The following is a 14,007-nucleotide window of genomic DNA, read 5'->3' as shown; positions in this document are numbered from 1 at the left end:
GTTCTGCTGGGTACTGATTCACTGCGCGTCTTTGCTCCGCCCCCGGATGGATTAAAGTGATTCAAGTGACGCGACATCTATCCTGACAGAGGGGGTCCATGGTAAGGTGGCAAGCACAAGCCCATCCGCCTAAACATACTTCATCCTGACGATGCTCCACTGCGTGAGCCGTTCGCGCCCATAGACACATGAATCTATTCCCGAGAAAATCGCGACTCACGATCGGTGATAATTCATTTTCTGCGCCAAATTTGCCGATCGCCGCCGCCAACCAGTCGATCAAGCTGCTGCTCGTGGACGACGAGCCGCGCATGCTCTCCTCGCTGCACGAGCTGCTCCGCCAGCGACATTTCGACGTCGACACGGCAAGCTCCGGCGCCGAAGCGCTGGCATCCCTGTCCAGCACGCGGTACGACCTGGTCCTGCTCGATCTCAGCCTGGAAGACATGGATGGCCACCATGTCATGGACTTCATCAACCATCACTGCATCGAAACTGAGGTCATCGTCATCAGTGGGAATGTCCAGATCGACGCCGCGATCGGGGCAATGCGGCGCGGCGCCCACGATTTCCTGCGCAAGCCATTCAGCCAGCAGGACTTGTTCAAATCCATCGATCACGTCCTGACCCTGCGCCGGCTTCGGCAAACCAACCGCGACATGGCGCATCGACTGGAAATGTCCGAGCGCACTTACCGCTACATTGTCGATACGTCGCCGGATCTCATCTACATGGTCGAACCGGATGGACGGTTTACCTTCGTGAACGACCGGGCCTGTCAAATGCTGGGCTACGATCGCCGCGAACTGATTGGCCAGCATTATTCGGTGCTGGTGCACGAGGAAGATTTCGCCAGGGCGCGTTATGCCTTCAACGAGCGGCGCTCCGGCGACCGGGCGTCGCGTGACGTCGAGCTGCGCATGACGTGCCGGTCCAATGCCAGCCCGGCGCAAAACGTCGACGCATCGATCACCGTATCGCTCAATGCGGTCGGCATGCACCTGGACCATGCGGAACCGGGCGGGGCGAAATACATCGGCACCTACGGGATCGCCCGCGATATCACGGCGCGCAAGCAGGCGGAAGCCATCATCCTTCACCAGGCCTACCATGACGTCCTGACCAATCTCCCAAACCGCCTGCTATTCAAGGACCGGCTTGGCCAGGCGATCCTGCAGTCCCGGCGCAACCGGACCGAGTTGGCGACCATGTTCATCGATCTCGATCGGTTCAAGGTCGTCAACGACACGCTCGGTCACGACAAGGGGGATGAATTGCTGTTGCAGGTGACGGCGCGTCTCAAAGGCTGCCTGCGCAAGGGCGACACGCTCGCGCGCCAGGGTGGCGATGAATTCACCGCCGTTCTTCCCGACCTGCATACCCGTGACGACGCGCGCGTGGTCGCCGACAAATTCCTGGAATGCCTGAATATGCCGTTCGACCTGGACGGAAAGGCGGTGACGATCTCCGCATCGATCGGCATCGCGGTCTTTCCCCACGATGGTGAAACGATCGACGAACTGATGCGCCATGCGGACGTCGCGATGTACCACATCAAAGGGCAAGGAAAGAACGGCCAGGCGTTTTATGCTCACACGATGGAGCAGGGCGGCAGACCGTAGTCAGGGCTCGTCGGGAATCGAAACGATCAGGTCGGTGACCCCGATATCCACGCCCGACTGCGTCAACAGCGTGCTGACCTGACCGCGGTGATGCGTTTGATGGTTGAAGAAATGCAGCAGCAGGCTCCCGAATTTCTTCCGGAACGCTCCACGTGCACTTTTGTACGTGACCGGCTGCGCCAGGTCATCGTCGGAACACTCCGCCGCCAGCGCCTCGATGATCGCATCGAGCCGCGCGCGATGTTCGCGCAGCACCTCGAGATCGTCGCTGTAGATATGCGTCAGTCCGGTGGGCGTTGCGATATCCCGCATCGGCGCCAGCGCGAAGAACGTTGTCGGATGCCCCTGGTAACGTTGCAGCCAGATGGTGTCTCCGGCGACGATGTGATTCAGCGTGCCGAGGATCGAGCCAAAAAAGGCGCCTCGGTGGGCATTCAGCGCGTCCGCAGGCAAGGTCGCCGCAGCGGAATACACCTTGGCATTCATGGACGCGTTATAGGACGCTAGTAGAACGATATCTTCCCGTGTCGGCATGCTGGCCCCTTCATCGCTGGTCATTATTGCCGATCGATGCGGGACATCGACCGACTGTTGTTTTTTGGTAGCCCTACTATTAGTCCGCCGAGCTGTGCAATTCGTCTGCGGGCCCGGTCACCATCTCCGTTCTTGCGCTGCATATGTAACCTTTAGCCCCCGTCCTTCACGAATCGATTTTCCGGTCACAGCCTTGATTACCGGGTGTTCCTGCGAAATCTCCGCGGAGCGCATGCCTGACACATCAATGGAAATTGTAAAAACATTCCCCATAAGAAAATATTGTTATCTATAGAATATTGAATTTCCTCAATCATGATTCTGATAGAATAATCTCAGTGCAATAATTCGTGATAGTTATCAATTATTCACGCGTCGAAATGGCGTGGAAGATATTGTCCCGCTCACGTTCAGACCGGCCCAGAAAACGCCGGCGCTTTCTCACCGCCATCCACCATTTTCTGGAGTCCGCGCCATGCGCATCAAACCATTCCTGCTGACCCTGCTGGCCGCCTCGGTACTGAGCACCAATGCCGCTCATGCGAACCTCATCAAGAACGGCAACTTCGAAGAGACCACCAACGGCGGCAACAAGCAGCTCGCCGGCGGCACGTCCACGACGCGCACCGACCGTACTACCTTGGCGTACTGGGAAAGTGGCTATGGCAAGGATGGCCGCTACAACTTCGTCCTGAATGGCGATATCGCCAACACCGACAAGTCCGCGATCTGGTTGAAAGACAAATACCGCACGACTGGTCTGAGCAATGGTTACAGCGCCTCTCCAACCGGCGGCAATTTCTTCGCCTCGGACTGGATGTATTTCCCGGGTCCGCTCAAGCAGCAGGTCAACGGCCTGACGATCGGCGACACCTATACGCTGACCTTCGATTTCGCGCTGGCCCAGCAGGTCATCGAGAGGGGCCCGAACAACAACAATTACTGGGAAGTCGATTTCGGCGGCGTCAAGCAACAGTCCGAACTGCTGAGCATCGTCGACAGCGGCTTCAGCGGCTGGAAGACCGCCACCATGACCTTCACCGCCACCAGCGCCAGCGAATGGCTGAGCTTCCTGGTGCACGGCAGCGGCGCCGGCGCGCCGCCGTTCATGCTGCTGGATAACGTCGCCCTGAATGCCGAAGTGCCGGAACCGGCAACCCTGGGCATGCTGCTGGGCGGCCTCGGCCTGATTGGCTTCACAGCCCGCCGCCGCAGCCGTAGCGGCGGCCAGGCCTGATACGCCGATCCACCGGCTGCAGTCCTCTGCAGCCGGGCGCCGCCGGTCCGGCGACAACCTCCGCATCGCGACACCGTTTCCACCATGAACGTCACCTTCGCCGAATTCGCCATGACCGCGCTGCGGCTGTGCATCTGGCTCGTGCTGCTGACGGCGCTGTTCGTCCCGCTCGAGCGCTGGTTCGGCGTGCGCCACGAGCAGCCGAATCCCGAGCTGCGCCACAATCTGGCCTATTACTTCATCAGCAGCCTGGTGCCGGTCGTGGTGCTCTCGGTGCCGATGGCGCTGCTGGCCTCCGCTGCTCATTACCTGGTGCCGGCCGCGCTCAAGACGGCCGTGGCCGACCTGCCGCAGGCGCTGCGCATCGGCCTGGCCTTCGTGATCGCCGAAACGGGTTTTTATTGGGGGCACCGCCTCAGCCACGAAATTCCCTGGCTATGGCGCTTCCACGCGCTGCATCACAGCACCGAGCGCATGCACTTCCTGGCCAATACGCGCAGCCATCCGGTCGACATGGTGATCACCCGGCTGTTCGGCCTGGTGCCCTTGTACGTCATCGGCCTGGCCAGCCCGGGCATGGCCGGCAGCGGCACGCCGGCGCTCTTGATCGCGCTCGGCATCGTGTGGGGTTTCTTCATCCACGCCAATCTGCGCTGGCGTTTCGGGCCGCTGGAATGGCTGGTGACGACGCCGGCCTTCCACCACTGGCACCACAGCCGCCACGACCACATCAACCGTAACTACGCGTCGACCTTGCCATTCCTGGACCGCGTGTTCGGCAGCCACTACCTGCCGAAGAGTTGGCCGGCCGAGGTCGGGACCGACACGCCGTGCCCGCCCACGCTGGGCGGCCAGCTGCTCGAGCCGATGCTGCCGGCGCGCAAGGCGGCGCCGGTCGCCGATTGAGCGCTACGCCGGCCGCTTGCCGGCGCGTTCCGCGGCCAGCTTGACCAGCAGCGCCAGCGTGGCCACGATCCCCGCCAGCGCCACGACGCCGAAGATCCCCTCGATCCCGAAGCGCAGCCGCGCCAGTTCCGCCACCAGGAACGAGCCCGCGATCCCGCCCAGCCGCCCGATGCCCATCATCCAGGCCACGCCGGTCGCGCGGCCGCGGGTCGGATAGAAGGCTGCCGCCAGCGCCGGCAGCGACGCCTGCGCGGTGTTCATCGCCAGCCCGGCCCCCAGCACCACCGCCATCAGCAGCGCAAGATCGTGGGCGCTCTGGCCGATGGCGAAGATGGTGGCGGCGGTCAGCGCGAAGCAGGCCGCGATCACGGCGTTGGCGTTGTAGCGGTCCATCAGCCAGCCGGCCAGCACCGCGCCCACGCCGCCCAGCGGGAACAGGGCCGAGACCAGGGTCGCGTCCTTGGCCGACAGGCCGGCGTCGCGCAGCAGCAGCGGCATCCAGTTGATCAGCGCGTAGAAGATCACCAGCCCCATGAAATAGGTCAGCCACAGCATCAGGGTGCCGACCACGTAGGGCCGCGACAGGATCACTTGCATGCCGCCGCCGGCTTGGTCCGCCGGGGCGGCCTCGCGCGTCACGAAGGCGTGGGCAGCGTCGGCGCTTGGCGAGACGTGGCGCAGGATGGCGCGGATGCGTTCGTGGCCGGCGCCGCGCCCGACCAGGAAGCGCACCGATTCCGGCAGCAGCAGGATGATCAACAGGCCCGCCAGCAGCGGCGCCAGGCCGCCCAGCAGCAGCACGCTGCGCCAGCCCCACAACGGAATCATCCAGGCCGCGAGAAAGCCGCCCAGCGCGGCGCCGAGCGGGAAGCCGCAGAACATCGCATTGGTGAGCAGGGCGCGCTTGCGGTCGGGGCAGAATTCGCTCATCAGGGTCACGGCGTTCGGCATCGCCGCGCCCAGTCCCAGGCCGGTGATGAAGCGCAGGATGGCCAGCTCGGTGACGCCGCTCGCGAACGCCGACCAGGCGCAGGCGGCGCCGAACAGCAGCACCGACAGCGCCAGCACCAGCTTGCGCCCGACCCGGTCCGACAGCGGGCCGGCCGCCATGGCGCCGGCGGCCAGGCCGAACAGCGCGGCGCTGAGCACCGGCGCCAGGGCGGGGCGCGTCACGCCCCAGTCCTGCACCAGCGAAGGGGCGATGAAGCCGATCGCCGCGGTGTCGAAGCCATCGAGCAGCACGATCACGAAGCACAGGCCGAAGATCAGCCATTGATAGGGCGAGAAGCGGTGTTCGTTCAGGAAGTCCTGGACGTTGACGGCGCCGTCGGCGCGGTCGTGGTGCTGCATGGTGGTTCTCCGTTATTGTTATCGCCGGGTGCATGCGGCCAGGCCGGACTCTACACCGAATCGGTCGGCAAGGCGACGGTTCGCGGCGCTGCGCCAGACTGTTCGCATTCCACCCGCCGCACCTGTCGAGCGCGATGGCCGGCGCCCTGGCGCCGGCAGTTCTCCCCCGATGCCGACACGATCGCGTACAATGCCCCTTCCTTAACTACAAAACTCTCCAATGGAATGGCTACTTGACCCGAATATATGGGTCGGCTTGCTCACCCTCGTCGTGCTCGAGATCGTCCTGGGCATCGACAACCTGATCTTCATCGCCATCCTGGCGGACAAACTTCCCCCGCATCAGCGCGACAAGGCACGACTCCTCGGCCTGTCCCTCGCCATGATCATGCGCCTTGGCCTCCTCACGATGATCTCGTGGCTGGTCACGCTCACCGCACCCTTGTTCTCCGTCGGCACCCTGTCGTTCTCGGGGCGCGACCTGATCCTGCTGATCGGCGGCATCTTCCTGCTCGCCAAGGCGACCATCGAACTGCACGAGCGCGTCGAAGGCAAATCGCATGTCCAGAGCGGCAAGCGCGAATACGCGAGCTTCGCCGCCGTGGTGGCGCAGATCATCGTGCTCGACGCCGTGTTCTCGCTCGACGCCGTGATCACCGCGGTCGGCATGGTCGAACAGCTCGGCGTCATGATGGCCGCCGTGATCATCTCGATGGGCGTCATGCTGTTCGCATCGAAGCCGCTGACGCGCTTCGTCAACGCCCATCCGACCGTCGTCGTGCTGTGCCTGTCCTTCCTGCTGATGATCGGCCTCTCCCTGATCGCCGAAGGCCTGGGCTTCCACATCCCGAAGGGCTACCTGTACGCCGCGATCGGCTTCTCGGTGGTGATCGAGTTCTTCAACCAGCTGGCGCGCCGCAACTTCATCAAGCAAGAGGCGCACATTCCGCTGCGCGACCGCACCGCCGACGCCGTGCTGCGCCTGCTGGGCAGCAAGCGCGGCGCCGACCACCACGACGAGCCGGAAGCCGAGGCGCAGGCCGCCGAGGAACCGGCGTTCGAGGCCGAGGAGCGCAATATGGTCAGCGGCGTGTTGAGCCTGTCGCAGCGCTCGGTGCGCTCGATCATGACCAACCGCTCGGAGATCTCGTGGATCAATATCGAGGATGACGCCGACACCATCCGCGCCCAGTTGCTGGCCACGCCGCACGGCTTCTTCCCGGTGTGCCGAGGCCAGCTCGACGAAGTGATCGGCGTGGCGCGCGCCAAGGACCTGATCGCCGACCTGACCCAGTCGGGCGCGATCGACCAGGCCCATATCCGCGCGCCGATCATCATGCCCGACGCCAGTGGCGTGCTGAAGGTGATGGACCGCCTCAAGCGCTCGCATGGCCAGCTGGTGATCATCGGCGACGAATACGGCACCCTGCAGGGCCTGGTGACGCCGATCGACATCCTGGAAGCGATCGCCGGCGAATTCCCCGACGAGGACGAGCAGCCGGTGGTGCAGGAGCTCGGACCGGGCCGCTGGCGCGTCGACGGCACCGCCGACCTGCACTACCTGGAGCAGGTGCTCGAGGTGGACGCCCTGGTGGGCGACACCGACGACTACACCTCGCTGGCGGGCCTGATGCTGGAACGCTTCGGCACCCTGCCGAAGGTGGGCGACGCGGTCGAGATCGAAGGCTTCCGATTCGAGGTGGCGCAGGTGCTGGAGCGCCGCATCGCGACCGTGATCGTGAGCCGGCTCGACGACGGGTACGCCCAGCCGCTCGACAAGGGCTGATCGAACGGTAATATCGTGGGGTGGACGGATTTTCCGTCCACGCGTTCAACCTGACTGGAGGGAGAGATGAAACAGCTGGAACGCGGCGAGCGCCTGCCCCTGGCGCAATCGGCTCCCGACGGCGTCCTGCAGGCCGGCCTGTCGGCCCAGGGCTTGGCGCTGGACTTTGCCTGCTTCGCGCTCGACGCCGGCGGCAAGCTGGCCGACGAGCGCTACATGACCTTCTTCAACCAGCCGGCGACACCCTGCGGCGGCGTGGCGCAAGCCAGCGTTGGCGCCGATAGCCGAGGTTTCAGCTTCAGGCTCGCCAGCCTGCCGGCCTGGGTCGAACGGCTCAGCATCGTGGCCAGCACCGACGGCGGCGCGCTCATGGCGCAGTTGCAGGCAGGTAGCCTGCGCCTCGCCGGTCCGCAGGGTGAATTCGCGCGCTTCGACTTCAGTGGCCGCGATTTCGTCGGCGAGAAGGCGGTCATGCTGGGCGAGCTGTATCGCAAGGACGGCGGCTGGCGCTTCATGGCGGTCGGCCAGGGCTTCAATGGCGGCTTGGACGCCCTGGTGCGGCATTTCGGCGGCGCGGTGGCCGATGAAACGCCGCCGCCTGCGCCACCGGCGCCCGCCCCGGCCCCGGCCTTACCGCGCGCCGCGGCGGTCGACCTGGAAAAGCGCGTCGCGCAAGCCGCGCCGCAGTTGGTCAACCTGGTCAAGTCGGCGGCGGTATCGCTCGAAAAGGCCGGCCTGGCGCAGCACCGGGCCAAGGTCTGCCTGGTGCTGGACATCTCGGGTTCGATGAGCACCTTGTACCGCAAGGGCCTGGTGCAGCAGTTCGCCGAGCGCATCCTGGCGCTGGGCTGCCGCTTCGACGACGACGGCGAAATCGACGTCTTCCTGTTCGGCCGCAACGTGCACCACGGCGCGCCGATGGGCCTCTCGAACTGGTCGAACTACATCAAGCGCATCATCGACAAGCATCCGCTCGAGGGCGACACCCGCTACGGCGCCGCGATCGAGGCCGTGCGCCGGCATTACTTTCCGGATGACGGGGGCGGTGAGCGCAAGGCCCCGGTCAAGGCCGAGGTGCCGGTGTACGTGATGTTCGTGACCGATGGCTCGACCTCGGACAAGCCGCTGACCGAGCGCCAGCTGCGCTGGGCCAGCCGCGAACCGATCTTCTGGCAGTTCATGGGCATCGGCAAGGGCCGCAAATCGAAAGCCAGGGCCCTGGCCAACTTCGCCGACTCGGACTTTCCGTTCCTGGAAAAGCTGGACGAACTCGATGGCCGCCTGATCGACAACGCCGACTTCTTCTCGGTGGCCTCGCCCGACGAGCATTCCGACGGCGCGCTGTACGACCTCCTGATGAACGAGTACCCGCAATGGGTGAAGGAGGCGCGCCAGCGCGGCCTCATCGTGTAGTGGTGGAAGCGAAGAAGGGTAAAGACAGGGATAAATACCTCTCTTCTCATCGATTTGAACCCATCCGGCACCCGTTATTCTCTCTGCAATATCAGGACGTCCTAGCCCTGATCAACACAACAACAGGGAGAAATGCCGTGTTCGAAGGATTCATCCAGCTCAGTCCCATGGGCGTCGCGCTGGCCATGGCGGGGTCGTACATCATGACCGTCTTCGCCAGCGAGCTGTATCTGCACCGTTCGCGCAGCCACCGCGCCGTGACCTTCCATCCGATCCTGTGCCAGGCGTTTCGCATGTGGATCTGGCTGACGACTTACGGCGTCACCGCCAAGACCTGGGTCGCGGTGCACCGCAAGCATCACGCCAAGTGCGATACCGAGGAAGATCCGCACAGCCCGCGCATCCACGGCCTGTGGACCATCCTGGGCAAGGGCACGCTCCTGTACCGCAAGGCGGCGCGCGACGCCGACCTGGTGAAAGCCTATGGCGTCGGCATCAAGGAAGACTGGATGGACGAGCATCTGTATACCAGGCACCGCTTCCGTGGCGCGCTGTTCTTCCTGGCGGTCGAACTGCTGGTGTTCGGCCCCGTGAACGGCTTCCTGATCTGGCTGTTCCAGCTGTCGATCCTGCCGTTCTGGGCGTCGGGCTTCATCAACGGCATCTTCCACGTGGTGGGCTATCGCAACTTCGAGACCAAGGAAGATTCGCGCAACTTCTTCCCCATCGGGATCATCTTCGGCGGCGCCGAGCTGCACAACAACCACCACGCCAACCCGGCTTCGGCCAAGCTGTCGATGAAGTGGTGGGAATTCGACTCGGGCTACCTGGTGCTGCGCGTGCTGGCCTTCCTGCGCCTGGCGAAGATCAACCATGTCGACCGCCTGCCGGCCGGCGCCGAGGGTCCCCGACAGCCGCGCATGCGCCGCCACGCCGCCGGCGCCGCCGGCCAGTAAGCCTTATCCAGACCTAGCCGGCCAACTCCCCGCGCGGCGCGCCCACGATCGTTTCGTGGCGCGCCTCGCGCAGTTTCCGCCCCAGCCGCCGCCAGCCGATCACCACCCCCGTCACGCTGAGCAGGGTCCCGCCCAGGCTCAGCGCGATCAGCACCAGGTCCCACAGCGGACGCCGCTCGAGCAACGGCAGCCAATCCCAGGAATGCAGCATCGCGAACAGCCAGCGGCTGGTGCGCTTGCCGCGGTCCAGGCGGCCGAGCACGGCGCCGGTGTGCGGGTCGAGATGGACCCAGGTGGCATGCGGATCGTCGAACACGATGCGCAGGATCGGCAGCGGCTTCATGGCCCCGCCCATCATCGTGTGCGCATCGCGCGCATAGTAATAGAGGTCGTAATCGCGCAATTGCTCGACCCGCGCCACCGGCGCCGGCAGCAGGCCGGCCGCGGCGGCGCGCAGTGCGGCCGCATCGAGGACGACCGGCTGCCCGTCATGGCTGCCGATCACCCGGGGGGCGCCGCCGGCGGCCTGGGCCAGCACCCGGTTCTCGCCCAGCACGCGGGTCCAGCGCAGCTCGCGCACGGCGCCCGCGCCTGCCGCCAGCAGCGCCTGCGGCGCGGCGTCGGCGTCGGTCAGCGCCAGCGCCGAACCCTGCAGCGCTTCCATGCGCAGCGGCGGCGCGCCGGTGTCGAAGATGCGCCACGGGTTCATCGACATCAGGCCGCTGAAGATCCAGGTGATCGTCACCAGCGCGAACAGCAGGCCGGTCACGTGGTGCCAGCGCATCATGGCGTGCGGATAGGGCGTGCGCGCGCCGCTGCGGTAGGGCTTGCGGAAGCGCCAGCGCAGGATGCCGACCACGGTCTCGCTGAGCGCCATCGCGATGCCCAGGATGGACAACCAGTTGACGATGTCGGTCCAGTAAGGCTGGAAGGCATTGCCGCGCAAGGGATACAGCCAGTGGATCCAGGCGCCCGCATAGTTCCACAGCTGCTCGCTGCGGGTCGCGTCGCGCACCACTTCGCCGCTGCGGCTGGAGATGTAGAGCAGGGTGCGTTCGGCGTCGCCCAGCTGCACCTTGTGCAGCGGCCGGTGCGGGTCGAGCGCGCGCGAGTGGGTGAACGCGTCTTCGGCTATCGTGCCCAGGTAGACGCGTGCGATACCCGGCCCGGCGAAGGCCGTGGCGCTGGCCATGGCATGCGCCTCGTCCACCGCCCGCAGGCGCTGTCCGCTCACGGCGTCGATCACCACCGCGCCGCTGCCCTTGGGCGGGCCCTCGTGGGCGGCCGGCGTCGCGACGTAGACCGGGCGCCCGCCGCTGGACGCGGCCAGGCGCAGCTCGTCCAGCGGCCCGGTCACGCCGGCCGCCGCCAGCGCCCGCGCCGGCGCCAGCAGGCGCGCGTCCGCTTGCAGCGGCGGCAGGCGCTGCAGGCGCTCTTCTTCGGTCAGCTTGGGATAGCCGACGTACATCATGACCATGCCCGAGGCGAACCACATCGCGAACAGCAGGCAGATGCCGATGCCGAGCCAGCGGTGGACCAGGAACAGCCAGCGTTTCAATCGTGCGCCCATCGTGCCCTCGCGTCAGAAGGCCATGCGCAGCGCCACGTCGGCCGTGCGCGGGGCGCCGAGATAGGCCATCGTGCCGGTGACGTTGGCCGCATACAGCCGGTCGGTGAGGTTGCGCACGCGCGCTTCCAGCGACAGCCTGCGGTCGATGCGCCAGCTCAGGCCCAGGTCGACGAAGGTATACGACGGCCAGTACAGGGTGTTGGCCGCATCGGCATACACCTTGCCGACCCGGCGCGCGCCGAGGTGGGCCTGCAGCGCCGGGGTGACGGCATACGACAGCCACAGGTTGGCCACCGTCTTCGGCGTATTGGTCGGCGTCTTCCCGGCCAGCGAAACGCCGCCCTGGCGGTAAGTCTCGTACTCGGCATCGGCATAGGTGAAGTTGCCCTGCACGGACAGGCGCCTGGTCGGCTGCAGCCCCAGCGCCAGTTCGACGCCCTGCGAGGACTGTTCGCCGACCAGGATCGTCAGGCTGCTGTCGACCGGATCCTGGGTCGCGATATTCTTGCGCGTGATGTGATAGGCGGCCAGGGTCGCCGTGCCTTTGCCTTGCCAGAAATCCAGCTTGGCGCCGGCCTCCGCCTGGCGGCCGGTGGTCAGTTCACTGTTGTTCCGCACGTCGGCGAACGAGGCGGTGGACAGCACGCCCGAGGGCGGATCGGCAGCCGTCGCGTACTGGGCATAGACGTTCATGCCGGGCGTGACGTCCCACACCAGGCCCAGGCGTCCGGTGGTCGGATTGTAGTTGCGCGAGAAGCTGGCCGGCGCCGCCGGCGTGATCTCGCGCCGGTTGACCAGGTCGAGTTCGATGCGCTCGTGGCGCAGGGCGGTGACCAGATTGAGGTTCGGGACCAGCTCGGTGCGGTTCTCGACATACAGCGCCGTGGTCCTGACCTCATTGTCGCGGTCGGGGCGGTAGAGCGGCGTCATGTTCGGCACGTCGAAGAAGCGCTCGGTGACGAAGTCGTACGGGTCGACGCTGCTCACCGTGGCCGATTGGCTGTTCGGATAGCGGGTCTGGCGGTTGATGCCGAAGTCCAGCCCGAACGCCCAGTCGCTGCGGCGTTCGCCGATGCGGCCGCGGTAGACGCCGTCGATGCGGTCGCCCACCAGGGTCTGGTCGTGGCGCTGGAGCAGGGCGGCCGAGCGGATGACCTGCGTGTTCGATGGATCGAAGCGGTAGTTCTCGACGTTGCGGTAGTCGCGCAGCGCGTCATAGACGTAGAAGGTGTTGGTCAGCTGCAGGGCGTCGCTGACCTTCCAGGCGCCGATCGAGCGCAGCCACTGCACGCGCTGGTCGTAGACGCCATCGGCGCTGTTGTAGTTCTTGAAGCGGGTGGCCTCGTCGATGCGCAGCTTGCCGGCGACGGGATTCAGCAGCGGCGTGCCCCAGTAAGGCCGGTCGACGTCTTCCTGCTGGAATTCATAGGCCAGCGTATGCGTGAAGCCGCGTCCGAAGTCGGAACGCAGCGACGCCGCCAGCTGGGTCGCGCGGCGCTCGACGCCGTCGACCCAGCTGCCGCCGTCGCGGTGATTGACGTCGATGCGCGCGTAGTGACCGTCGCCGACGCGGCGGTTCAGGCCGACCGAGGCTTCCTTCAGCGCGTCGGCGCCCAGGCGCAGCCGGCCTTCGGCGAACTCGCGCGTCTCGGCCAGCTTGGTGATGGTGTTGATCGTGCCGCCGACGGCGCCGGAACCGAACAGGAAGCTCGACGGCCCGCCAATGGCTTCGACGCGGTCGACGATCCAGCTGTCGACCGGCCGCGCGGCGATCGAATACTGCACGTTGATGCCGTTGAACAGCTGGCTGACCGAGCCGCTGCCGAAGCCGCGGTAGCTGACCCCGATATTGCCGGGAGCATCGTGGGCGGTGACGCCGGGGATGGCGCGCAGGATCTCCTGCGTGTCCTGGGCGCCGCGCACCTCGATCAGGGCGCGGTCGACCACGGTGACGCTGGCCGGCGTCTCGCGCGGGCTCAGGCCCAGGCGGCTGGCGGTTTCGCTCGGGGCGTCGAGGTTCAGTAATCCGTTGGCGTGCGGCGCTTCGGCCGTGACCTCGACGGTGGGAATGGTCGTGGTCTGGGCCTGGACATTCAAGGTGGCCAGGGCGCAGCCGAGGGCGAGCGCCAGCCTGCGCGGCCGGAGGCGATAGCGAGTCTTCATTGCAAATCCTGTGCGCGCGACGCAGCGTCTCGCGGCGTCACGCATGGTGGGTGACGCATCGGCTGCGTCACCCGAATGGTGGTGAGGGGCGGATCAGGAAAGCGAAGACGGCGGCCCGCGCGATTGCGAGGGCGTCCAGGCGTGCTGCGGACGCGGCGAGCGGTAGAACAGGGGCGGGTAGGGATCGCGCTCGTTGTCGAGCGCGAGCACCGACGGGACCGGCGCCGGCGGCGCCAGTGGCGCGTGGTGGTGCGAGCAGCACAGTTCGCAGTGCGACATGTCCGGCACCGCCGGCGTGTCGGTCTGCGCCGCATCGTCGATCACCATCACATGACGGGTGCCGCTGGCGCTGCAGATCTCGGTGATCCAGGCCGCTGCCGGCTGCTGGGTGGCGTGGGCCACGGCATGGGAAACTGCAGGCACGAACAGGCCGAACAGGAACGTCAGGAGGACGGTCAAGCCATACAGCG

At 65.9% G+C, this 14,007-nt stretch carries 11 protein-coding genes; 6 read left to right on the top strand and 5 right to left on the bottom strand.

Annotated elements, in window-relative coordinates:
- Positions 1-188: 188 nt before the first annotated feature.
- Positions 189-1,622: a diguanylate cyclase domain-containing protein gene (locus tag ABIB42_RS14575; RefSeq protein WP_429248554.1), complete on the top strand. Its 1,434-nt coding sequence runs from the start codon at positions 189-191 to the stop codon at positions 1,620-1,622.
- On the opposite strand, the gene ABIB42_RS14570 is transcribed toward ABIB42_RS14575, so the two are convergent.
- Complete coding sequence (locus tag ABIB42_RS14570) at positions 1,623-2,156, bottom strand: DinB family protein (protein ID WP_040777392.1); 534 nt, start codon at positions 2,154-2,156, stop codon at positions 1,623-1,625.
- A 475-nt stretch (positions 2,157-2,631) separates the two neighbouring features.
- Between ABIB42_RS14570 and ABIB42_RS14565 the strand changes: the two genes are divergently transcribed.
- Both ABIB42_RS14565 and ABIB42_RS14560 read left to right on the top strand, forming a co-directional pair.
- Positions 2,632-3,393 carry an FxDxF family PEP-CTERM protein gene (locus ABIB42_RS14565; RefSeq protein WP_005668674.1) on the top strand — a complete coding sequence of 254 codons (762 nt, stop codon included), beginning with the start codon at positions 2,632-2,634 and terminating at the stop codon, positions 3,391-3,393.
- Positions 3,394-3,477: 84 nt separating this feature from the next.
- A complete protein-coding gene (locus ABIB42_RS14560; protein ID WP_005668675.1) occupies positions 3,478-4,299 on the top strand; it encodes a sterol desaturase family protein in 822 nt (273 codons plus the stop codon).
- 3 nt (positions 4,300-4,302) lie between these two features.
- Here ABIB42_RS14560 and ABIB42_RS14555 read toward each other — a convergent pair whose 3' ends face one another.
- Positions 4,303-5,649, bottom strand: a complete 1,347-nt coding sequence (locus ABIB42_RS14555) for an MFS transporter (protein ID WP_005668676.1) — start codon at positions 5,647-5,649, stop codon at positions 4,303-4,305.
- Positions 5,650-5,869: 220 nt separating this feature from the next.
- On the opposite strand from ABIB42_RS14555, the gene ABIB42_RS14550 reads away from it, so the two are divergent.
- From ABIB42_RS14550 to ABIB42_RS14540, 3 genes are all read left to right on the top strand, one after another.
- Positions 5,870-7,435 carry a TerC family protein gene (locus tag ABIB42_RS14550; RefSeq protein ID WP_429248553.1) on the top strand — a complete coding sequence of 522 codons (1,566 nt, stop codon included), beginning with the start codon at positions 5,870-5,872 and terminating at the stop codon, positions 7,433-7,435.
- Between the two features lie 66 nt (positions 7,436-7,501).
- Positions 7,502-8,848 (top strand): VWA domain-containing protein, encoded by a 1,347-nt coding sequence (locus ABIB42_RS14545; protein ID WP_005668679.1) that lies wholly within the window; start codon positions 7,502-7,504, stop codon positions 8,846-8,848.
- A gap of 137 nt (positions 8,849-8,985) precedes the next feature.
- Entirely contained in the window at positions 8,986-9,804 is an 819-nt protein-coding gene (locus ABIB42_RS14540) for a fatty acid desaturase (RefSeq protein WP_314445018.1), read from the top strand.
- Between the two features lie 13 nt (positions 9,805-9,817).
- Here the strand turns inward: ABIB42_RS14540 and ABIB42_RS14535 are convergent, their stop codons facing one another.
- The 3 genes from ABIB42_RS14535 to ABIB42_RS14525 all read right to left on the bottom strand — a co-directional run bounded on the left by ABIB42_RS14535 (position 9,818) and on the right by ABIB42_RS14525 (position 13,996).
- Positions 9,818-11,374, bottom strand: coding sequence for a PepSY domain-containing protein (locus ABIB42_RS14535; RefSeq protein WP_429248552.1), 1,557 nt, complete (start codon positions 11,372-11,374; stop codon positions 9,818-9,820).
- 12 nt (positions 11,375-11,386) lie between these two features.
- A complete protein-coding gene (locus tag ABIB42_RS14530; protein WP_429248551.1) occupies positions 11,387-13,537 on the bottom strand; it encodes a TonB-dependent receptor in 2,151 nt (716 codons plus the stop codon).
- A 93-nt stretch (positions 13,538-13,630) separates the two neighbouring features.
- Complete coding sequence (locus ABIB42_RS14525; protein ID WP_429248550.1) at positions 13,631-13,996, bottom strand: DUF2946 family protein; 366 nt, start codon at positions 13,994-13,996, stop codon at positions 13,631-13,633.
- Positions 13,997-14,007 lie beyond the last annotated feature (11 nt).

This window comes from Massilia sp. UYP32, from assembly GCF_050434365.1.
GTDB lineage: Bacteria > Pseudomonadota > Gammaproteobacteria > Burkholderiales > Burkholderiaceae_D > Telluria > Telluria timonae.
Note: the sequence above shows the minus strand (reverse complement) of the source record. Positions and strands in the feature narration are given on the sequence as shown.